The sequence below is a fragment of the Micromonospora sonneratiae genome (assembly GCF_042679305.1).
In the GTDB taxonomy this organism is placed as follows: Bacteria; Actinomycetota; Actinomycetes; order Mycobacteriales; family Micromonosporaceae; genus Micromonospora_H; species Micromonospora_H sonneratiae.
On record NZ_JBHTMP010000066.1, the window covers coordinates 17,458 to 36,826 of the forward strand.

At 69.7% G+C, this 19,369-nt stretch carries 21 protein-coding genes; 3 read left to right on the top strand and 18 right to left on the bottom strand.

Translation table 11 applies throughout. From position 1 onward, the window contains the following. Positions 1 to 4: 4 nt before the first annotated feature. From ACFQ4H_RS28715 to ACFQ4H_RS28750, 8 genes are all read right to left on the bottom strand, one after another. A complete protein-coding gene (locus tag ACFQ4H_RS28715; RefSeq protein ID WP_377576772.1) occupies positions 5 to 301 on the bottom strand; it encodes a hypothetical protein in 297 nt (98 codons plus the stop codon). Between the two features lie 40 nt (positions 302 to 341). Continuing rightward, complete coding sequence (locus ACFQ4H_RS28720; protein ID WP_377576774.1) at positions 342 to 1,094, bottom strand: hypothetical protein; 753 nt, start codon at positions 1,092 to 1,094, stop codon at positions 342 to 344. 114 nt (positions 1,095 to 1,208) lie between these two features. Then, entirely contained in the window at positions 1,209 to 1,619 is a 411-nt protein-coding gene (nusB, locus tag ACFQ4H_RS28725) for a transcription antitermination factor NusB (protein WP_377576828.1), read from the bottom strand. Positions 1,620 to 1,642: 23 nt separating this feature from the next. After that, entirely contained in the window at positions 1,643 to 2,200 is a 558-nt protein-coding gene (efp, locus tag ACFQ4H_RS28730) for an elongation factor P (RefSeq protein WP_377576777.1), read from the bottom strand. A gap of 108 nt (positions 2,201 to 2,308) precedes the next feature. Then, positions 2,309 to 2,773: a type II 3-dehydroquinate dehydratase gene (gene aroQ, locus ACFQ4H_RS28735; protein WP_377576780.1), complete on the bottom strand. Its 465-nt coding sequence runs from the start codon at positions 2,771 to 2,773 to the stop codon at positions 2,309 to 2,311. 108 nt (positions 2,774 to 2,881) lie between these two features. Further along, positions 2,882 to 3,961, bottom strand: coding sequence for a 3-dehydroquinate synthase (gene aroB, locus ACFQ4H_RS28740; protein ID WP_377576783.1), 1,080 nt, complete (start codon positions 3,959 to 3,961; stop codon positions 2,882 to 2,884). Between the two features lie 322 nt (positions 3,962 to 4,283). Further along, positions 4,284 to 5,261: a zinc-binding dehydrogenase gene (locus tag ACFQ4H_RS28745; protein WP_377576786.1), complete on the bottom strand. Its 978-nt coding sequence runs from the start codon at positions 5,259 to 5,261 to the stop codon at positions 4,284 to 4,286. Positions 5,262 to 5,313: 52 nt separating this feature from the next. Continuing rightward, positions 5,314 to 6,321: a helix-turn-helix transcriptional regulator gene (locus tag ACFQ4H_RS28750; RefSeq protein ID WP_377576788.1), complete on the bottom strand. Its 1,008-nt coding sequence runs from the start codon at positions 6,319 to 6,321 to the stop codon at positions 5,314 to 5,316. Positions 6,322 to 6,401: 80 nt separating this feature from the next. On the opposite strand from ACFQ4H_RS28750, the gene ACFQ4H_RS28755 reads away from it, so the two are divergent. Then, positions 6,402 to 7,127 carry an alpha/beta fold hydrolase gene (locus tag ACFQ4H_RS28755; protein ID WP_377576791.1) on the top strand — a complete coding sequence of 242 codons (726 nt, stop codon included), beginning with the start codon at positions 6,402 to 6,404 and terminating at the stop codon, positions 7,125 to 7,127. A gap of 36 nt (positions 7,128 to 7,163) precedes the next feature. Here the strand turns inward: ACFQ4H_RS28755 and ACFQ4H_RS28760 are convergent, their stop codons facing one another. The 3 genes from ACFQ4H_RS28760 to ACFQ4H_RS28770 form a co-directional block, all read right to left on the bottom strand. Continuing rightward, positions 7,164 to 7,667 carry a shikimate kinase gene (locus ACFQ4H_RS28760; protein WP_377576794.1) on the bottom strand — a complete coding sequence of 168 codons (504 nt, stop codon included), beginning with the start codon at positions 7,665 to 7,667 and terminating at the stop codon, positions 7,164 to 7,166. Beyond that, positions 7,667 to 8,845 carry a chorismate synthase gene (gene aroC / locus ACFQ4H_RS28765; RefSeq protein ID WP_377576797.1) on the bottom strand — a complete coding sequence of 393 codons (1,179 nt, stop codon included), beginning with the start codon at positions 8,843 to 8,845 and terminating at the stop codon, positions 7,667 to 7,669. The genes ACFQ4H_RS28760 and aroC overlap by 1 nt, the downstream gene beginning before the upstream one ends. Positions 8,846 to 9,011: 166 nt before the next feature. After that, complete coding sequence (locus tag ACFQ4H_RS28770) at positions 9,012 to 10,904, bottom strand: glycerophosphodiester phosphodiesterase family protein (protein ID WP_377576800.1); 1,893 nt, start codon at positions 10,902 to 10,904, stop codon at positions 9,012 to 9,014. Positions 10,905 to 11,029: 125 nt separating this feature from the next. On the opposite strand from ACFQ4H_RS28770, the gene ACFQ4H_RS28775 reads away from it, so the two are divergent. Then, positions 11,030 to 11,602 carry a DUF4240 domain-containing protein gene (locus ACFQ4H_RS28775; RefSeq protein WP_377576803.1) on the top strand — a complete coding sequence of 191 codons (573 nt, stop codon included), beginning with the start codon at positions 11,030 to 11,032 and terminating at the stop codon, positions 11,600 to 11,602. 40 nt (positions 11,603 to 11,642) lie between these two features. Here the strand turns inward: ACFQ4H_RS28775 and ACFQ4H_RS28780 are convergent, their stop codons facing one another. The 7 genes from ACFQ4H_RS28780 to ACFQ4H_RS28810 form a co-directional block, all read right to left on the bottom strand. Beyond that, on the bottom strand, positions 11,643 to 12,485 hold the full coding sequence (locus tag ACFQ4H_RS28780; RefSeq protein ID WP_377576806.1) for a shikimate dehydrogenase: 843 nt from the start codon (positions 12,483 to 12,485) through the stop codon (positions 11,643 to 11,645). Then, the gene (gene mltG / locus ACFQ4H_RS28785; protein ID WP_377576809.1) at positions 12,482 to 13,672 is read right to left on the bottom strand and encodes an endolytic transglycosylase MltG; all 1,191 of its coding nucleotides are present in this window, start codon (positions 13,670 to 13,672) and stop codon (positions 12,482 to 12,484) included. The genes ACFQ4H_RS28780 and mltG overlap by 4 nt, the downstream gene beginning before the upstream one ends. Beyond that, the gene (gene ruvX, locus ACFQ4H_RS28790) at positions 13,669 to 14,130 is read right to left on the bottom strand and encodes a Holliday junction resolvase RuvX (protein WP_377576812.1); all 462 of its coding nucleotides are present in this window, start codon (positions 14,128 to 14,130) and stop codon (positions 13,669 to 13,671) included. The genes mltG and ruvX overlap by 4 nt, the downstream gene beginning before the upstream one ends. A 93-nt stretch (positions 14,131 to 14,223) precedes the next feature. Beyond that, positions 14,224 to 16,902, bottom strand: a complete 2,679-nt coding sequence (alaS, locus tag ACFQ4H_RS28795; protein ID WP_377576815.1) for an alanine--tRNA ligase — start codon at positions 16,900 to 16,902, stop codon at positions 14,224 to 14,226. Further along, the gene (locus tag ACFQ4H_RS28800; RefSeq protein WP_377576818.1) at positions 16,899 to 17,204 is read right to left on the bottom strand and encodes a hypothetical protein; all 306 of its coding nucleotides are present in this window, start codon (positions 17,202 to 17,204) and stop codon (positions 16,899 to 16,901) included. Before ACFQ4H_RS28800 ends, alaS begins: the two co-directional genes overlap by 4 nt. A gap of 48 nt (positions 17,205 to 17,252) precedes the next feature. Continuing rightward, on the bottom strand, positions 17,253 to 17,717 hold the full coding sequence (locus ACFQ4H_RS28805) for a DUF948 domain-containing protein (protein ID WP_377576820.1): 465 nt from the start codon (positions 17,715 to 17,717) through the stop codon (positions 17,253 to 17,255). Positions 17,718 to 17,864: 147 nt separating this feature from the next. Then, positions 17,865 to 18,518, bottom strand: coding sequence for a hypothetical protein (locus tag ACFQ4H_RS28810; protein WP_377576831.1), 654 nt, complete (start codon positions 18,516 to 18,518; stop codon positions 17,865 to 17,867). 509 nt (positions 18,519 to 19,027) lie between these two features. On the opposite strand from ACFQ4H_RS28810, the gene ACFQ4H_RS28815 reads away from it, so the two are divergent. After that, positions 19,028 to 19,369 (top strand): hypothetical protein (locus ACFQ4H_RS28815; protein WP_377576822.1); only part of this gene is annotated, 342 nt, incomplete at its 3' end.

Genomic DNA, 19,369 nt, shown 5'->3' on the forward strand with positions numbered 1-19,369 from the left:
CCTCCTAGATCGGGGTGAGGCGCCCGGTCGCCCGCTCATCAGCCTGGTCGTAGTGTCTGGCCGCGAGATTCAGTGCATCCGCGACGTCGACGAAGGTCCGAGCCCCCTCCATGGTGAGTTGCGCGGCCCGCTGCTGGATCTCGGCGTAGAGATCAGGCAGGCCGATCGCCGCGCTCAGCCCACACATGTCCTCCGCGCTGAGAGTGAGGCTGCTGGCGGTCTGCGAGGCGGTGAAGAGGGTTCCGGACCAGCGCATCCATTCCTGCGCGTCCTTACGCAGGGCCTCGGTGGCGACTGTCAATCGGTCGGGAGGAGACATGCTTGCCCTTCAGATCGGAGGGTCAGTCCCGTAACAGGCCGACGGTACGTAGCAGAGCGACCGGATCGGTGGTCAGCGTCCCGAGTTCGCCCAGGGCTGCCGGTTGCGGCACGGCCTCGGACTGGCTGAGCGATCGGTGCGCATCGACAAGAGCGGCGCGAATGGCTCGACCGACAGCGGTGGCCGACGCCCCGGCCAGCCAACGCGGGTCGGCCTGTAGTTCGATCAGTTCGCCGGCGCTGATCGTCACGGTGACTTCCCGATCGGCGCTACGGCCCTGCGCGGTGGCCGGTCCGGCTCCGACGGTGAGCCGCTGCACCTGGTCCAGTGCGGCTTCGGCGTCGGCCAACAGGGACATGAGACCGGACAGGTTGCTCTGCACCCGGTAACCCAGCAGGTCACCCGGTTCGGCATCGGATGGCAGGTCGACGGGGGAAGGCTGGCGGTGACCGGCGGGTGGAGCGGGCGGGGAGGATGTCTCCACCGCCTCGCTCCACGCCGTCACGCGGGCACCAACTGCCGCCTGCCACGCCTGTCGTACGCCGTCGGCAAGACCGTCCGAGCCGACGGCACTGCGCCACTCGCTGGCCAACTCCACGTCAGCCGGCTGGCCTGCCTCGTCGAGGACGATTCGCACCGTGCCGGTGGGATCCTCGCCAGCATAGGCACCGGCGGTGGCGGTGGAAGCCGCCGCAAGCTGACCGGCCGACGCCAGCAACTCGTCACGTAGGCGCAGGACAGCAGCCAGGGATTGCTCCCCGTGAGATTGGTACATCCAGTCCCCGTTCGTACCCCACCGGCGTGGATTCGCGCCCACCTTAACTACGCACGGTGTGAGGAACAACCCGGGGCGCACACAAGGTCGAAAACCAGACAGTGCGCTCGGGGACTATCGGGTGGCGTACTCGGCGATCCGGCCCAGGAGACCGTTGAGGAACCGGGGCGAATCATCGGTCGACATCTGCCTGGCCAACTCGACCGCCTCGGTGATCGCCACCGCGTCGTCGATCTCGTCGACGTAGAGCAGTTCGTAGACGGCGATCCGGGCGAGGTTACGGTCGACGACGGGCATCCGGTCCAGGGTCCAGCCCTCGGCGTAGCTGGCGATCAGCTCGTCGATGCGGTCCAGGTGTGCCGCCACACCTTCGACCAGGCCGATCGCGTAACCCATGTGCTCCGGCCGGGGCTGCTCCAGCCGCTGAAGGTAGCCGGCCAGCACCTGGACAGGCGGAAGATCGCGCAGGTCGGCCTCGTAGAGCACGTCCAATGCCCGCTTACGCGCCTTGCGGCGGGCGGGCATCTGCGATTTCGGGCCCTCCGCCATCAGGCTCGGCCGAGGTAACGACCGTCGCGGGTGTCGACCTTGATCTTCTCACCGGTGGTGATGAAGAGCGGCACCTGCACCGTGGCCCCGGTCTCGACCGTCGCCGGCTTGTTGCCACCGGTGGAACGGTCGCCCTGCAGACCCGGCTCGGTGTAGGTCACCTCGAGCACGACGCTGGTGGGCAGTTCGATGTACAGCGGCACACCCTCGTGCGTGGCGACGATCGCCTCAGCCTCCGGCAGCAGGTAGTTGGCCGCCTCGCCGACGGTTCCACCCGGCACGTTGATCTGGTCGAAGGTCTCCAGATCCATGAAGACGAAGTCCTCGCCATCGGCGTACAGGTACTGCATGGTGCGCTTGTCGACGGTGGCGGTTTCTACCTTGGTGCCCGCGTTGAAGGTCTTGTCGACGACCTTGCCGGAAAGCACATTCTTGAGCGTGGTACGCACGAACGCGCCACCCTTGCCGGGCTTGACGTGCTGGAACTCCACGACGGCCCACAGCTCGCCGTCGAGGTTGAGGACCAAACCGTTCTTGAGGTCGTTGGTGGTGGCCATTTCCTGCCTTGATCTTCAATTGGCGGACAGACCTGACAAGTCTACTGGGCAAGGCCGTCCGACCGCTGGCACGGGTTGCCCCCGAACACACGTGCCAGCGCCGCGACGTCAGTCCTGGCCGGTTCCAGCCGAGGTGTCCGCGGCTGCCAGGGTCGCGATGTGCGACAGGGCGAGCCGGTAGCCGTCGACCCCCAAGCCGCAGATCACACCGGTCGCCACGGCGGAGACGACCGAATGGTGCCGGAACTCCTCCCGGGCGTGGATGTTGGAGATGTGCACCTCGACCAGGGGTCCACGCAGCATCGCGCAGGCGTCCCGTACGGCATAGGAGTAGTGCGACCACGCGCCCGGGTTGAGTACCACAGCGGCCCGTTCGTCGGCAGCCATGTGCAGCCAGGCCAGCATCTCGTGCTCGGCATCGGTCTGCCGTACCTCGACGTCCAGACCGAGTTCCGCGCCGCTGGTCCGGCACAACTCGACCAGCCCGGCATAGCTGACCAGTCCGTAGACGTCCACCTGCCGGGTGCCGAGCCGCCCCAGGTTGGGCCCGTTGAGTACGTAGACCTTCGTCACCGGGCTACCTTCCGATCGCGACTGCGGGGCTCGCTCCGCTCACTCCTCGCGCTCACCCAGCCACCTTCCGATCGCGACTGCGGGGCTCGCTCCGCTCACTCCTCGCGCTCACCCAGCCACCTCCGTCTCGTACGCCGCCTGCAACAGTTCGTCACTCGGACCGTCCAGTATGGACGGCTGGGCCAGCCCGTCCAGCACGACGAAACGCAACCGCGCACCCCGGGCCTTCTTGTCCACGCGCATCGTGGCCAGCAACTCCGGCCACACGTCGGCCCGATAGGCGGTGGGCAGCCCCAGGCTGTCCAGGATCACCCGGTGCCGGCCGACGGTGACCTCGTCCAGCCGGCCAGCCAGCCGGGCCAGGGTCGCGGCGTAGACCAGCCCGACGGAGACGGCGTGACCGTGTCGCCAGCGGTAGCCCTCCACCTTCTCGATCGCGTGGGCCAGTGTGTGTCCGTAGTTGAGGATCTCGCGGCGGCCGGATTCGCGCAGGTCACCGGTGACCACGTCGGCCTTGACCCGTACGGCCCGTTCGACCAGCTCGCGCAGCACCGGACCGGCCGGTTCGGTGGCTGCCGCCGGATCCGCCTCGATCAGGTCGAGGATGGCCGGGTCGGCGATGAACCCGCACTTGACCACCTCGGCCAGGCCGGCGGTCAGGTCCACCGGCGGCAGGGTGTCCAGCATGGACAGGTCGCACAGCACCCCGGCCGGCGGGTGGAAGGCACCGACGAGGTTCTTCCCCGCCGCCGTGTTGATGCCGGTCTTGCCACCGACGGCCGCGTCGACCATGCCGAGCAGCGACGTCGACACCGGCACCCAGCGCACGCCACGGAGCCAGCTGGCGGCGACGAAGCCGGCCAGGTCGGTGACCGCACCGCCGCCGACCCCGACGACCGCATCGGTACGGGTGAACCCCGCCGCACCGAGCCGGTCCCAGCAGGCCGAGGCGACCTCGATGGTCTTGCCGGCCTCGGCGTCGGGCACCTCGATCGGCAACGGCCGCAGGCCAGCGGCCGAGAGCACCTCGGCCAACTCCTCGGCACGGGACTTCAGGGGCGCGGCGTACAGCACGGCCACCTGCGCCGCACCGTCGACCATCGCCGGCAGGGTGCCGAGCAGGTCACGGCCGACGAGCACGTCGTACGGGCGCTCGCCACCAACCGGGATCCGGGTCATGTCGTTCATCGGATCAGAGCCTAGTGCGGCCCTGCTGTTACGGGTCGGCCGGGCGGTGGTCAGCCCCACGTACGGATCAAACGGGTCCAGTGACGGCGGAAGCTTCCCGGCGGTTGGGTGAACGTGCTGTGGATGCTGTCGAGCTGCCCCGTCTGTGGGGGCAAGCCAGCTCGCGCCGGCTTGCCCCGTTTGCGCCCCCAGCTCGACAGGCGGCCGAACGTGCTCCGTGAGGTGGCGGCCGAGATCACGGCGGATCCGGCGGTTACCGACAGTCGTCTGCCAACTGGACGAGAGCGGGGGTTGGCTGGTGTTCGGTCTCGGCGTGTCCGCGTCACCCTCGCTCGGGAATGAGGAGCGTTTTGCCGATGGTGGCCCGGGCCTCGATGGCGGCGTGTGCGGCGGAAGCCTCGGCCAGCGGGAACGTCTGGCCGATGGTCGGGCGGAGCCGGCCTGCGGCGGCCAGGTCGAGCGCCTCGCCGCTGAGGGCCCGGGCCTCGGCGGGGGTCAGGGGCGCACCACCGACAACGGTGATCGAGCGGGCGGCGAGGTCGGCGTCGTCGAGGGCGGACCACGAGCCGCTGGCCATCCCGTAGCTCAGCACCCGGCCGCCGTCGCGTAGGGCGGTGACCGCCTCGGCGGCGATGTCGCCGCCGACGCCGTCGAGGACCAGATCGAGCCCCGCGCACCCGGTGATCTCGACGACCTGACCGGACCAGCCGGGCGTCGAGTAGTCGACGTAACCGTCCGCACCGAGGGAGGCCACCAGGTCGCTCTTGCCCTGCCCGCCGGCGGCGCCGATCACCCGGGCACCGGAGCCGACCATGAGTTGCACCAGCAAACTGCCCACGCCCCCGCCGGCCGCCTCGACCAGCACCCATTCACCGGGCTGCACCTGCGCCCGCCGGTGCAGCCAGACGGCCGTACGGCCATCGGCCAGCAGTGCTGTCGCGTCCCGGAGCGGCAGACCGGCCGGGACCGGCACGGTGTCCTCGACGCGGGCCAGGGCCAGTTCGGCGTACCCGCCTTCTCCACCGGTGGTGGTGACCACGGTCGTACCGACCAGCGCCGGGTCCACGTCCGGTCCCACGGCGACGATCCGACCTCCCACACCGTTACCGGGAACCCGGGGAAGCACTGGTCGGTTCATTGCCGCCGGGCCCCGGCCGGCGCGGACCTGGGTCTCGACGAAGGTGATGCTGGCGAACTCCACCGACACGAGCACCTGCCCGGCACCGGCGACCGGGTCGTCGACCTGCTTGAACCGGAGAACCTCGGGACCGCCGAACTCCTCCATCACCACTGCCTGCATCGGCCTGGGCCTCCCCCGTCGTGTGCCAGCCGTCCATCTGCTTGATCGAAAGCTATTCCGGCTCGGCTGATTCCACCAACGGGTCGACTATGACCGAGCACACTGGACGCTGGGCGAGGGCGGTGAGGCGGGTCGCGTACTCGGCGACGGCGGTGCGTAGTTCGTCGGGGCGTACGACGGTGAAGTCCCAGCCGAGACCGGCCAGCATCTGCGCCATACCGTCGAGGTGTTCGGCACGGGTCCGCAACAGCACACCACCGGACGCCTCGACCAACTCGGCCACGCTGGGCGGCACCCGACGGCGGGCCTCTGCCAGGTCCGTTTCCAGCAGTACCTCGACCTCCCAGGTGTAGGGAACCCCGGCCAGTGAACGGGTGACGTGCCCGACCGGATCAAACCCGGCCGGCACGGTGAAAGTCTCCCCACCCGGCTCGACCGCGGCGATCCGGTCCAACCGGAACGTACGGATCTCGCCACGCCGGTGGTCGTGCCCAGTGACGTACCAACGGCCGGCGTGGAAGACGAGGCCGTACGGATCGAGTTCCCGTCGGGACTGCCCGCCCCGCCACGACCGGTAGTCGATGGTGACCCGGCACCGGGACCGGGTGGCCGTTCCGAGGGCCAGCAGGATCGGGGTCGCCGGCCGGTTCGCCTCCGTACGCCGGTGCAGGGTGAAGCCGAGCGTCTCCTGTACGGCGGAGATCCGTTCGGCCAGCGCGGCGGGCAGCACCCGGCGGATCTTGGCCTGCGCCGGCCCGGTGGCGGGTGCCTCGGTGCCGAGTCCGATCCGCTCGGCCGCGATCAGCCCGAGCAGCACCGCCACCGCCTCGTCGTCGGTCAGCATCAGCGGCGGCAGCTTGAACCCGGGATGCAACCGGTAGCCGCCGTACCGGCCCCGCGTGGCGACCACTGGAATGCCCAGCTCGACCAGGGTGGCGGCGTACCGGCGGATGGTGCGCTCGTCGACGTCGAGGTGTTCGGCCAACTCGGTGCCGGTGAGCCGGTGATGGGTCTGGAGGAGTTCGAGCATGCCGAGCACCCGGGCGGCGGGACGTGACACGGGACACCCTCCATATCCGGCGGATTCTGTCCGGATTACAGCCTACGTTCTTCTCAACGAGATCAACCAAGGAGATCGAGATGAGCGCCTTCGTACTGGTTCCCGGTTTCTGGCTCGGCGCGTGGGCCTGGCGGGACGTCACCTCGCTGCTGCGGGCCGGCGGGCACGACGTACATCCGCTGACCCTCACCGGTCTCGCCGACCGGTCGCACCTCGCCGGGCCGGACGTCGACCTGGCGACCCACACCGCCGACATCGTCCGGCTGATCGAGGCGGAGGACCTGCGGGACGTGATCCTGGTGGGTCACTCGGGTGGGGGGATGCCGGTCGCCCAGGCAGCCGACCGGATTCCGGAGCGGATCGCCCGGGTCGTCTACGTGGACAGCGGTCCGCTGCCGGACGGGGTCGCCCAGTTCGACGTCAACCCACCGGAGGAGCAGAAGCGGCTACGGGCGCTGATCGGCGACGGCCACCTGCTGCCCCCGCCGGCCTGGGAGTCGGAGGAGGACCCGCAGAACTACGTCGGTCTGGACGCGTCGACGCTGGCGATGCTGCGGGCCCGTACCACGCCGCAGCCGTTGCGTACCGCCACCGACCCGGTCCGGATCAGCGGCCGGCAAGCGGTACCGAACGCCCTGATCGCCTGCACGTTCCCGGTGGAGATGGTGCAGGAAATGATCGCTCAGGGGCATCCGTTCTTCGCCGGTCTGGCCGGCGGCGACCTCTACGGCCTACCGACCGGCCACTGGCCGATGTTCAGCGAACCCACTCGGCTGGCCGAGTTGCTCGACACGATCGCCGGATGAATCCCAAGCTACGCGTGGTCGTGCGGCTTCGGACGACTACGACCTGAGGATCGTCAGGATCTCGTCGACGACCTGCTCCGGGGTGCGTCCGTCGGTGACGACGGCGCTGGTGGCGACCTGCTCGTAGAGCGGTCGCCGCTGGTCGAGCAGGTACTTGAGGGTGGCCCGTGGGTTGATCGCCAACAGCGGCCGGCCCATGCCCAGCCCCACCCGGCGGACCGCGTCGGGCAGCTCCACCGACAGGTAGATCACCGTGTGTCCGGCCAGCACCGCCCGGGTCTCCTCGGCCAGGATCGCCCCGCCGCCGAGGGCCAACACCCCGTCGAAGGAGGCCAGCGCCGTCGCCACGGCCTCCCGTTCGAGGGTACGGAAATGCTCCTCCCCCTCGTCGATGAAGATCTCCGGGATGGGTTTACCGGCGATCGTCTCGATGTCGTGGTCGGTGTCCCGGAACCCGACGCCGAGCGCGGCGGCCAACGCCTGACCGGTGCTGGTCTTGCCCGCGCCGGGTGCTCCGACCAATACACACACCGGGGCCATCAGAGGATCACCAGGTTTTCCAGGTAGCCGGTGAGGTTGCGGCGAATCTCGGCGACCGAGTCACCGCCGAACTTCTCGGTGGCCGCCTCGGCCAGCACCAGGGCGACCATCGCCTCGGCCACCACCGCTGCGGCCGGCACCGCGCAGACGTCGGAACGCTGGTTGATCGCGGTCGCCGGCTCACCGGTCGACACGTCCACCGTGGCCAGTGCCCGGTTCAGGGAGGAGATCGGCTTCATGGCGGCGCGTACCCGCAGCGGCTCGCCGTTGGTGATACCGCCCTCCAGGCCACCGGCCCGGTCGGTCACCCGACGTACCCCGGTCTCGGTCGGCATGATCTCGTCGTGCGCGACCGACCCTCGGGAGCGAGCCTGGAGCCAGCCGTCGCCGATCTCCACACCCTTGATCGCCTGGATGGACATCAGCGCGGTGGCCAGCCGGGCGTCGAGCTTGCGGTCCCACTGGACGTGACTGCCCAGGCCCGGAGGTACGCCGTAGGCCAGGACCTCCACGACGCCGCCGAGGGTGTCGGCCGCCTTCTTGGCCGCGTCGACCTCGGCCACCATCCGCTGGCTGGCCTCGGGGTCGAGACAGCGCAGCGGGTCGGCGTCGATCTGCTCGGCGTCCTCCGGGCGGGGACGCAGTCCCGCCTTGGCGGCGATCGGCCCCAACTCGATCACGTGCGACACGATCTCGATGCCGAGGCTCTGGCGGATCAGCGCCTTGGCCACCGTGCCGACCGCCACCCGGGCGGCGGTCTCCCGGGCGCTGGCCCGCTCCAGGATCGGACGGGCGTCGGCGTGGCCGTACTTCTGCATGCCGGCCAGGTCGGCGTGGCCCGGCCGGGGCCGGGTCAGCGGCGCGTTGCGGGCCTGTCCGGCCAGTTCGTCCGGGTCGACCGGGTCGGCGGACATCACGGTCTGCCACTTGGGCCATTCGGAGTTGCCCACCCGGATCGCGACCGGGCTGCCCAGGGTCAGCCCGTGCCGGATGCCGCCGATGATCTCGACTTCGTCCTGTTCGAAGGACATCCGGGCACCCCGGCCATAACCGAGCCGGCGGCGGGCCAGCTCACGGACGATCTCCGCACTGGTCACCTCCACTCCGGCGGGAACACCCTCCAGGAGCGCGACAAGAGCGGGGCCATGGGATTCACCTGCGGTCAACCAGCGCAACACGATGGTCAGTCTGTCACGGGTCGATCGCGGCTCCGCGCGGTGGCCATACCGTCCCGCCCTACGGACGACAGGGTCGAGACCGGGCAACCGTCCCCGATGCCGGTCCAGCCGAATGTGCCGGTGGGCGCCCGCCGAGGGGCACCCACCGGCGAGTGGGAACGGTCGGTCAGCGCTGCGCGAGGGTGCGGGCGTCGGCGGCGATGACACCGGCTACCCGGGCGGGGATCCGCTGGCCGGCGTTGCGCTCGGCGTACCTGGCCAGGTGGTCGTACTTGCCCTTGACCAGGTGGTCGGTCATCTGCTTGATCGCCGTGGCATCGGCTCCCGAGGTGAGGATGAGGTAACCGAGCCCGGCGTCGTCGACTGTGATGGTGAAGGTGGCGGTGGTCGACACGGTCCCCGTCGGCCCGGTCGCCTCCGCCCGTACCGTGTGCCGGCCGGCGGCCAGGCGGGTCAGGTCGAGCTTCTGGCCCGACTGTGCGGGCTTGCCGTCCAGGGTCACGGTCACGGTGTCGGCGTTGGCCGCCACCACACCGAGGACCGGCTGCTGGGCCCGGTCCAGCTGCGCGCCGTCGAGCGGCGAGGCGATCGAGACGGTCGGCTCGGCCGGGCTGCCCTGGGCGAACGCGGCGTTCCAGCCGGCCAGTTCGGCCGGGCGGTTGGTGATGATGCCGTCCACGCCGATCTGCTCCAGCTGCCGCCACTGGGCCGCCGAGTCGATCGTCCAGGCCATCACCGCCACACCGGCCTTGTGCAGGCCGTCGACGACCTCCGGCTTGGCGATCAGCGCGGCACCGGTCGGGTTGTACGCGGTCAGGTGCAGTTCCTTCGCGATCGCCACCGGGTCGGCGTCGAGGCTGCCCCGCAGCAGGCCGAGCGGCAGTTCCGGGGCCAACGCGTACGTGTGCTTCAGTGCGTCGACCTCGAAGCTCTGGATGAACACGCGGCCGGTCATCTGCTCGGCGCGGATCACCTCGACGATCTTCGCGACCTCGTCCCGGCTGTGCGCTCCCTTGATCTCCAGCAGCAGGTTGCCGCCCCGGGTCCGCAGGTCGGCCAACTGCTCGGCCAGGGTGGGCAGCCGTACCCCGGTGTAGTGCGGGGCGAACCAGGAGCCGGCGTCCAACGCCTTGAGCTGCGCGGCGGTCAGGCTGCGGATCGCCCCGGCCCCGTCGGTGGTGCGGTCGACGGTGCCGTCGTGCAGCACGAACGGCACCCCGTCCCGGCTGGGCTGGACGTCGTTCTCGATCCAGTCGGCCCCGGCCCGGCGGGCGACCTCCTGCGCGACGAGGGTGTTCTCGGGTGCCGCCGAGGAGGCACCCCGGTGCGCGATCACGGTCACCGGCGCACCGTCGGGCCGCAGGTAGCCGTTGGGGGCCAGTTCGACCACCCGTACGTCGTCGAACGAGACGGTGCTGCCGTTGACGATCAGCGCCTGGCCACCGTCGGTGGACCGGGTCAGGCTGGTGGTGCGCAGCAACTGTCGGCCGTCGAAGAACCAGCGGGCCTGGTTGCCGTGTACCTCGACGGCCACCTTGACGTCCCGACCGGTGCCGGCCGGGTAGCCGGCGGCGGCCGTGTTCGTGACATTCCAGGCGTTCCCCGTGGTGAGCTGGGCGAACTCCAGCCCGTTGGCGGCCGTGGTGCCGCTGCGCATGGTGGCGATCCACCACGGCGTGCTGCCGTCGGCTGGTACGTCGAGGCCGAGCGACGTCCACCGGGTCGGCTCCGCGACGGACTCGAAGCGTACGGTCGCCTCGAACCGGAAGTCGGTCAGATGCCGACCGAAGGTGATCTTCTTGGTGCCGCTGGAAGCCGTGCCACGTAGCCGGCCGTTCTCGACCTTCCACTCCCCGTCGATCGCCCGCCAGCCGGCGGGCAGGGTGCCGGAGTCGAAGTTCTCGGAGACGACGACGTCACCCGGCTTGGCGGCGGCGGGCGCGGAAAGGTTGACGGCGGCCAGCAGACCACCGGAGAGGGTGAGCGCGGTCAGCGCGGCGATGCTCCGGATCCGGGGCACCCGCCGGTCCCGCGCCGGGGACACGAAGGAGTTCTTCATGGCCCGGACGCTAGGAGCCGGATCGGAACTCCCGCTGCGGTCGCGGTGACCAGGGCTCGAAGCTGTGGTGTACGCCTGGTGATCTTCGACCTGGCGGGGTGACAGCCAGCTCTATGATCTCCAGCGTGAAGATCGATACCTGGTGGGGCCTGATCGAACGGGCACGGGCCACGGTCGGTGACCGGGCCGACGACCGCAACCCGAAGGACGACCCACTGCCGCAGGCGTTGGTCGAGGTACTCACCACACTGACACCAGCGGATCTCGCCGAGTTCGCGGTCGAGCACATCGTCGTAAGGGACTCCGCGTACCGGTACCCGTTGTGGAACGCCGCATACCTGATCGAGGGCGGCTGTGGAGACGACGGCTTCAGCGACTTCCGCGACGGACTGATCCTCCTCGGACGGGACACGTTCACCCGTGCCGTGGCTGATCCCGACACCCTCGCCGAGCTGCCCGTGGTCGCTTGCATGGCCCGCGACGAGAGCGGATGGATCGGCTACGAGTCCCTGAGTTACCTGATCAGGGACTCGTACCGGAGGACGAGCGGCGAGACCGACTCGCTCGATGTGGCAATCGAGAGGGCAATACACGACATGGCCCGACCGCGACAGCCGCTGGGTGACAACTGGGATGCCGAGGACGACCGGGAGACGCAACGTCGTCTGCCCCGCCTCGCGGCGCTCTTTCTCGACTGAGGTCCCACGTCCGGCCGGGACTGTCAGGGGCGAATACCGCTTACGGCTTTCCGCTCAGGCCGCCGACGGTCTGGCGGCTGAGCGCCGTACGCATCTGGGCCACGGGAGCAGCAACGCCGGTGAACTGCTCGAACTGGCCGACCGCCTGGGCCAGCAGCAGATCGAGGCCGGAGACGATCCGGCATCCGGCGGCGTCGGCCGACGCGGCCAGCGGGGTCGGCCACGGGTCGTACAACGCGTCGAAGTAGACGGTGGTGGGACGCCAAGTGACCTGACCGGCCAACGGGTCCGCGACCCCCTTCGGCACCGTGGAGACCACCACGTCGGCGGTGGCGTGGGCGGGTGCAGCGGACCAGTCGGCACCGGTCAGCGCTATACCGAGCGCGGCAGCGGCCGGGCGCAGCTCGTCGATCGCCTCCGGGCGGCGAGCCACCACGGTCACCCCGTCCGCCTTCAACTGGGCGGCGGCGGCCAGGGCGGCACGGGCGGTGCCACCCGCACCGAGCACGGTGAACGTCGCGCCGTCACGTACCCCGGCATCGGTCAGCACCCGAACCATGCCCGGGATGTCGGTGTTGTCGGCGTACCAGGAGCCGTCGGGACGGCGTACCAGGGTGTTGGCGGCGCCAACGGCGGCGGCGACCGACGAAACCTCGTCGGCCACCGTCAGCGCCACTTCCTTCAACGGCATGGTCAGCGACAGGCCGGCCCACTCCGGGCCGAGACCGGCCACCCGGTCGGGCAGCTCGGCCTCGGCACATTCGATCGCCACGTACGACCAGCCGGCCAGCCCGGCCGCCGCGTACCCCGCGTTGTGGATCACTGGGGACAGCGAGTGCGCGATCGGCTTGCCGAGCACCGCGGCCCGGCGATGGTCCGTCACGGAATGACCCCGGCCTTCCTGGCCTTCTCCTTGTTGCGCTCGTGTTCCTCGATGTTGTCAGCGAAGGCCGAGTGGCCCTCCTTGTCGATCGCCACGAAGAACAACCACTTGCCCGGCGGCGGGTCCATCGCTCCCTGCATCGCCTCCTTGCCCGGGTTGTTGATCGGCGTGGGGATCAGTCCCCGCAGCTTGCGGTCGTACGGGCTCTTGGAGTTGATCAGGTCGGAGTTGGTCATCTCCCCCGACGTCTTGGTCTCCTGGCCGGTGAGTTCCAGCCAGTAGTTGACCGTGACGTCCATCTCCAGGCAGTTGCAGGCGAACTCGCCGTAGACCCGGTTGTAGGCGACCCGGGCGACCTTGCCCAGGTCGTCCTTGTTACCGGCCTCGGCCTGGGCCAGCGACGCCACGATCAGCGCCTCGTACGGGCTGATCTCCCGCTCGGCCTGTACCCGGTCGGCGAACTTCATGTCCCCGGTGACGGTGAGGAAATGCTGCACCATTTCCTTGAGCATCGCCTCGGCGGTCACCTTCGGTGGAATCTCGTAGGTGTCGGGGAAGAGGAAGCCCTCGATCGACGGCGTCACCTTCTTGTTGTCGGTGCGCTTGAACCACCAGTCCGGCACGCCGAGAGCGAGCGGGTCCTTGGCGGCTGCCTCGAATTCCGCGATCGGAATGTCCGTCTTCTCGGAGAGAAGCTTGTATATCCGCTTCGCGGTTGAGCCTTCCGGAATGGTGATCCGGTTGGTGATCTTGTTCTTCAGGTCGAGCAGCAGTCCGAGCGCGGTCTCGCCGCTCATCTGCTTGCGTACCTTGTAGAAGCCCGGCTGGATGCCCTGGCTGCGCGAGTTCTCCTCGGCGGCCTCGATGAACGCCTTCGCGCTCTTGACCACACCGGCGGCGACCAGGGTGTTGGCGACGTCAGCGATGAGGTCGCCCTCCTTGACCTCGATCACGACCTCGCCGCTGCCGCCACCGTCGTAGTCCGGGGTCATGAAGTAGCCCTGGATCCGGTCGAAGCCGTACCAGCCCGCTCCGCCCAGACCACCGAGCAGGGCGAACACCATCAGCAGGGCAAAAACCGTCTTACCCCGCCCGCCGCGTTTCTTCTTGTTGCGCTTGCGTTGGGCGCTGCGCCGGTGCCGGCCCTTGTCCGACTCGTCGAACGCGAGTTCCAGTTCGTCGATCATCCCGTCCGCCTCCGCTGCGCGTCTAGCCAGCTCTGCAGGATCTCCACCGCGGCCGCCTGATCGACCACCGCTCTCTGACGCCGTCCTCGTACGCCTCGCTCGGACAGCCTACGAGACGCGACAACGGTTGACATCCTCTCGTCCGCCAGAACCACCGGTACGGGCGCGATGGCCTCGGCCAGTCGGTCAGCGTACGCCTTCACATGGACAGCAGCCGGACCATGTCCGCCCGCGAGTGTCACAGGTAGCCCGACAATCACCCCGACTACCTCATGAACTTCTACGAGTCGCGAGAGTTCCGAGATATCGGCGGGAACGGCATCATTTGCCGACTTGAGGTCCCGGGGAAGTGTCACCAGGGGCGTGGCGAGAATGCCATCCGGGTCACAGATGGCCACCCCCACCCGAACCTGGCCGACATCGACCCCAAGGCGCACGCCCCGCGAGAAGTGGCTCAATCCGTACCGTCCCGGTCCAGTATCGATCTAGGGCAAATCACTGCGGCACCGATCCAACCACAATGATTTGCCCTAGATCAACCAGGACGAACGTCATGCCTCAGCGACGGACTTCTCAACCGTGACCAGCAGGTTCGCCGCCTCGGCCGCCGGCAGGCCGCCACCCTGCGCCAGGTCGGCGTTACCGCCACCCCGACCGGAGAGCGCCGCCTTGACCAGATCCGCAGCGGACAGGCCCCGGGACTTGGCCGCCCCGTTGATCGCCACCACCAGCGACGCCTTGCCACCGGAGCGGGCGGCCACCGCCACCACCGCCGGGCGAGCCGCGTCGATCTTGCCACGGATCTCCTGGGCGAGGGTACGTACGTCGTTGCCGGCCGCGCCCTCCGGCGCCTCGGTGCCGACGAACGCGATCCCCCGCACGTCGCGGGCCTGGGCCGCCAGCGCCGCCGCACCACCCAGGACCATCTGGGCGCGCAGCTTCTCCAACTCCTTCTCGGCGTCACGCAGCTGGGCCACCGTCTGCTCGACCCGGTCGGCCACCTGGTCACTGGGGACCCGGTAGAGCTCGGCCAGCCGGGACACCAGCAGGTGCTCCTTGGCCAGGAACCGGAACGCGTCGATGCCGACCATCGCCTCGACCCGGCGCACGCCGGAACCGATCGACGACTCGGAGAGGATCTTCACCAGGCCGAGCTGACCGGACCGGGAGACGTGCGTGCCACCACACAGTTCCCGCGCGTAGTCACCGACCTCGACGACCCGCACCTCCTCGCCGTACTTCTCGCCGAAGAGCGCCATCGCGCCGAGCCGCCGCGCCTCCTCCTGGCTGGTGATGAAGGCGTGCACCTCCAGGTCGGCCAGGAGCACCTCGTTGACCTGCTGCTCGACGTCGGCCAGCACGCTCGGCGACACCCCGGTCGGAGTGTTGAAGTCGAACCGCAGCCGGCCCGGCGCGTTCAACGAACCCGCCTGGGTCGCCGACTCGCCGAGGAAGTTGCGCATCGTCTGGTGCACCAGGTGGGTCGCGGTGTGCGACCGGGAGATCGCCCGCCGCCGGGTGACGTCGATCTCCGCGTAACCGGACTCACCGGTACGGACCTCGCCACGGACCACCCGGGCCCGGTGCACGATCAGCCCCGGGATCGGCTGCTGGACGTCCAGCACCTCGACCTGACCGCTGCCAACGGTGATCATGCCCAGGTCGGGCTGCTGTCCACCGCCCTCGGCGTAGAACGGGGTGGCGTCGAGCACCAGCTCGATCGTCTCCCCCTCGCCCGCCACCGCGACCGCGCCACCGGCGGAGAGCAGGGTACGGACCCGCGATTCCCGGGCCACCTCGGTGTAGCCGGTGAACTCCACCGCTCCGCCCGCGTCGAGCGCGGTGCGGTAGGCGGAGAGGTCGACGTGGCCGGTCTTGCGCGCCTTCGCGTCGGCCTTCGCCCGGGCCCGCTGGTCGGCCATCAACCGCCGGAAGCCCTCGGCGTCGACCGTGAGCCCCTGCTCCGCCGCGATCTCCAGGGTCAGGTCGATCGGGAAGCCGTACGTGTCGTGCAGCTGGAACACCTTGTCACCCGAGAGCGCCGGCCTACCCGCCGACTTGGTCTCGGCGATCGCCGTGTCCAGGATCGTGGTGCCGGCCCGCAGGGTGGACAGGAACGCGTCCTCCTCCGCGTACGCGTACTGCGAGATCCGGTCGAACTCGGTGGCCAGCTCGGGGTAGGACGGCGACATGCAGTCCCGGGCCACCGGCAGCAGCTCGGGCAGGGCCGGCCCCTGCCAGCCGAGCAGGCGCATCGCCCGGATGGAGCGGCGCATGATCCGGCGCAGCACGTAGCCGCGCCCCTCGTTGGTGGGGACCACCCCGTCACCGATGAGCATCAACGCGGTCCGCACGTGGTCGGCGACCACCCGCAGGCGTACGTCGTCCGGGTGCGACTCGCTGGCCACCTGGCCGGAGTGCGCACCGTACCGCTTGCCGGTCATCTCGGCGGCGCGGCTCAGGATCGGCCGCACCTCGTCGATCTCGTAGAGGTTGTCGACGCCCTGGAGGATGGAGGCCATCCGCTCCAGGCCCATGCCGGTGTCGATGTTCTTGGCCGGCAGCTCACCGAGGATCCGGAACTCCTCCTTGCTCCGCACGTCGGTGATCTCGTACTGCATGAAGACGAGGTTCCAGAACTCCATGTACCGGTCCTCGTCGACCTCCGGACCGCCCTCAAGACCGTAGGCGGGGCCCCGGTCGTAGAAGAGCTCGGAGCAGGGACCGGCCGGGCCGGGAATGCCCATCGACCAGTAGTTGTCCTTCTTCCCCCGGCGCACGATCCGCTCGGCCGGCATGCCGACCCCGCGCCAGATCTCGTACGCCTCGTCGTCGTCGAGGTAGACGGTGGCCCAGACCCGCTCCGGGTCCAGCCCGAAACCGCCCGCCTCCACCGACTTGGTGACCAGGTCCCAGGCCAGCGGAATCGCCCCGGCCTTGAAATAGTCACCGAAAGAGAAATTGCCGTTCATCTGGAAGAACGTGCCGTGCCGGCTGGTCTTGCCGACCTCGTCGATGTCCGGCGTACGGATGCACTTCTGCACGCTCACCGCACGCCGATAGGGCGGGGTCTGCTGCCCGAGGAAGAAGGGCACGAACTGCACCATGCCCGCGTTGATGAACAACAGGTTCGGGTCGCTGATGGCGGGCAGCGGAGCGGACGGCACCACCGTATGGCCGTTCGCCTCGAAGTGCGCGAGGTACCGCCGCTTGATCTCCGCCGTCTTCATCGACTGCCTTCCTCAGGAAAGATTTCGTGATCACCAATCCGTGGGTCTTCGCGCAGTTCGGCGAACTGGTCGTCGAACGCGACACCCTCGGCAAACGCCTCATGGATCTGACGTTCGCGCTCGGCCATACCGTCCCGGACGTCTGCCACGAAGCTACGCAACTGCTCGACCGCCCCGCCAGCCGATTCCGACAGGGACGCGGCGATGCCACCCGGGGTGTACGACTGTGCCGTACGGGTCAGCTTGCGTACGACCAGCGCCCCGACGGCCAGCCCGACACCCAACCACAGCAACCGCTTCATCGCCTCATCCTTCCTCCACGCGTTGGTGCCGTACCCATCGGGCTCAGCTCAGCGGGTCCCGCCCCGCTTGGCGGCGCGGCGCTGCTGCTTGAGGGTGGTCCGGACCTCGCGCTCCTCCTCGGCATGCCGCCGGGCGGAGGCCGCCCTGCGGACGCCGTAGCCGAAGGCGGCGACCTTCACCAGCGGGTTCGCCGCAGCAGCGGAGACCACGGTGGTGAGGTTCGCGATGTTGGCGGTGACGTTCTGGGCGTGACCGGTCATCGTGTCGATCTTGGCAAGCTGGATGTTGACCCCGTCCAGTGAGGTGTGGACCTGGGTCAGGGCGGTGTTCACGTTCTCCACCGTCGTATTGACGTTCCGCAGCAACGGCGCTGCCTGGTCGTTGAGGTCGTTGATCGCCCGGGTCGCCGCGTCGACCGTGTGCCGCAACCGCAGGATCGGCACCGCCAGTACGAGCACCAGCATCAGGAATGCTCCGGCCCCGATCAGCGCAGCGATCTGTCCACCATCCACGCCTGTCCTCCTCCACCCGACATCTCGGAAACACGAGCTCGCCCAGTCGGGCACGGCACCCCGGTTCTTCGGTCAAGCCGCCTGGCGGCTCCGAAACACCCCATGCCGTGCCATCGTCAGACCCTACCCTCTGTGACCAATGACGGCTCAGGACGGTGACGGTGTCAGATCGAGGAGCGGATCATTACTGAAGATCGGGTCCGGGTCGACACCGGTGAGCGACGGATCCGTGGTCGGTTGTGGTCCGATCCGGTCATCCGCGATCGCGTTACGCACCTTGAGTGACACGACCGATCCGGTGCACTTCGGCTCGGCGGCCCCGGGCACTTCCGGTGCCTCGGTTCCTGGAGCGTCCGGCCCCAGGGATTCCTCCGGCGACGGTTCAACGACACAGGTCGCGTCGCGCACCCACAGGTCGAGGGTGAACTCGTCGCGCTTCCAGCAGCTGTAGTGCCCGATGTTCTCCACCTTGACCGGTTGATCCGGACAGCGGTCCACCTTCCACGACTGCCAGCCGTCCCCGGCCAGGGCCTGCTCGTAGACCTTCGCGGTCTCGGCCGTACCACGCTCGGACTCCACGGTCCGTTCCCGGTACCGGCACTCCATCAGGCACCAGCGGCTGCCGCTGACGTCGTCGACGGTCTCGGTGGCGGCCCAGGTCGGCACCTGCAACTCGTCGAGGGCGTTGAACACCGGATCACGCATCGCCGCCCGGACGCCGAAGTAGAGCGGCAGAGCGGCCAGCAACAACAGGCTGATGGCAACGAGCACGGCTACCCGTACCCGACGCCGCTCACGCATCTGGCGCCGGATCTCCGACCGGGCGACCCGCAGCGCCCCCACACCTCCGGGGAGGGAACGACCGCTGCCCGAGCCGGTGGAGTCCGATTCGGGCAGTACCTCACGACTCGGTCCCGGGCCGAGGTCGGGGCCGGTAACCGGACCCGGACCGGGGGTTTCCGGCCTCGGTCCAGCCGGCCTCGGTCCAGCCGGGCCCGGACCGGGCGGCCTTGCCCCGGGGTTGACCGGGATCGGGCCGGAGCCGACGTCGGGCGGCCGTACCCGGGCGGCCCCGGTCACCGGACCGGCCGGCATGCCAGGAACGGACGCGGCAGCCCGGGCTGCGGGTACCCCACCGCCGTCGCGGGGCGGGACGACAGCGCGAGACGCGGCGGCCCCCCGGGGCGGGTGCACGCCATGGGACGGATCGGCTTCCCCGGATGGACCAGCATCCCGGGGCGGGGGCAGATCCCGGGACGGACCAGCATCACGGGGCGGGGGCAGGTCCCGGGACGGGCCAGCATCGCGGGATGGAAGGGCACCCGTCTGTCCCGTCCCCACGCCAGCGGCTCCGCGTGGGGCGGGGCCCGCCGGCGGGGCGGGTACCCCGGGCACGGGAACGACACCGGGTACGGCAGCCCGGGCAGCCGCACCTGGCCGCCCGTCAGCCGGGGGTCGAGCTACCCCGGCACCGGGCGGCATCGGACGGCCGGCCGTCGGGCCGATCGGTTCGGTGGGGGGTCGGCCCACCGAGGCGGCTCCCCGGGGCGTACCCGGAACGCCTGGCGGTGGGACCGGAGCACCCGGTGGTGGGGGGACGGTGCCTGGTGGACGCGCGCTGCCGGCTGCCGGGCCATGCGCTGCGGGGCCAT

Excerpts from the sequence above, each read along its gene's own strand:
- ACFQ4H_RS28720 (WP_377576774.1), bottom strand. The coding sequence starts at position 1,094 with ATGTACCAATCTCACGGGGAGCAATCCCTGGCTGCTGTCCTGCGCCTA.
- nusB (WP_377576828.1), bottom strand. The coding sequence starts at position 1,619 with ATGCCCGCCCGCCGCAAGGCGCGTAAGCGGGCATTGGACGTGCTCTAC.
- efp (WP_377576777.1), bottom strand. The coding sequence starts at position 2,200 with ATGGCCACCACCAACGACCTCAAGAACGGTTTGGTCCTCAACCTCGAC.
- aroB (WP_377576783.1), bottom strand. The coding sequence starts at position 3,961 with ATGAACGACATGACCCGGATCCCGGTTGGTGGCGAGCGCCCGTACGAC.
- ACFQ4H_RS28745 (WP_377576786.1), bottom strand. The coding sequence starts at position 5,261 with ATGCAGGCAGTGGTGATGGAGGAGTTCGGCGGTCCCGAGGTTCTCCGG.
- ACFQ4H_RS28755 (WP_377576791.1), top strand. The coding sequence starts at position 6,402 with ATGAGCGCCTTCGTACTGGTTCCCGGTTTCTGGCTCGGCGCGTGGGCC.
- ACFQ4H_RS28760 (WP_377576794.1), bottom strand. The coding sequence starts at position 7,667 with ATGGCCCCGGTGTGTGTATTGGTCGGAGCACCCGGCGCGGGCAAGACC.
- ACFQ4H_RS28770 (WP_377576800.1), bottom strand. The coding sequence starts at position 10,904 with ATGAAGAACTCCTTCGTGTCCCCGGCGCGGGACCGGCGGGTGCCCCGG.
- mltG (WP_377576809.1), bottom strand. The coding sequence starts at position 13,672 with ATGATCGACGAACTGGAACTCGCGTTCGACGAGTCGGACAAGGGCCGG.
- alaS (WP_377576815.1), bottom strand. The coding sequence starts at position 16,902 with ATGAAGACGGCGGAGATCAAGCGGCGGTACCTCGCGCACTTCGAGGCG.
- ACFQ4H_RS28800 (WP_377576818.1), bottom strand. The coding sequence starts at position 17,204 with ATGAAGCGGTTGCTGTGGTTGGGTGTCGGGCTGGCCGTCGGGGCGCTG.
- ACFQ4H_RS28810 (WP_377576831.1), bottom strand. The coding sequence starts at position 18,518 with ATGCGTGAGCGGCGTCGGGTACGGGTAGCCGTGCTCGTTGCCATCAGC.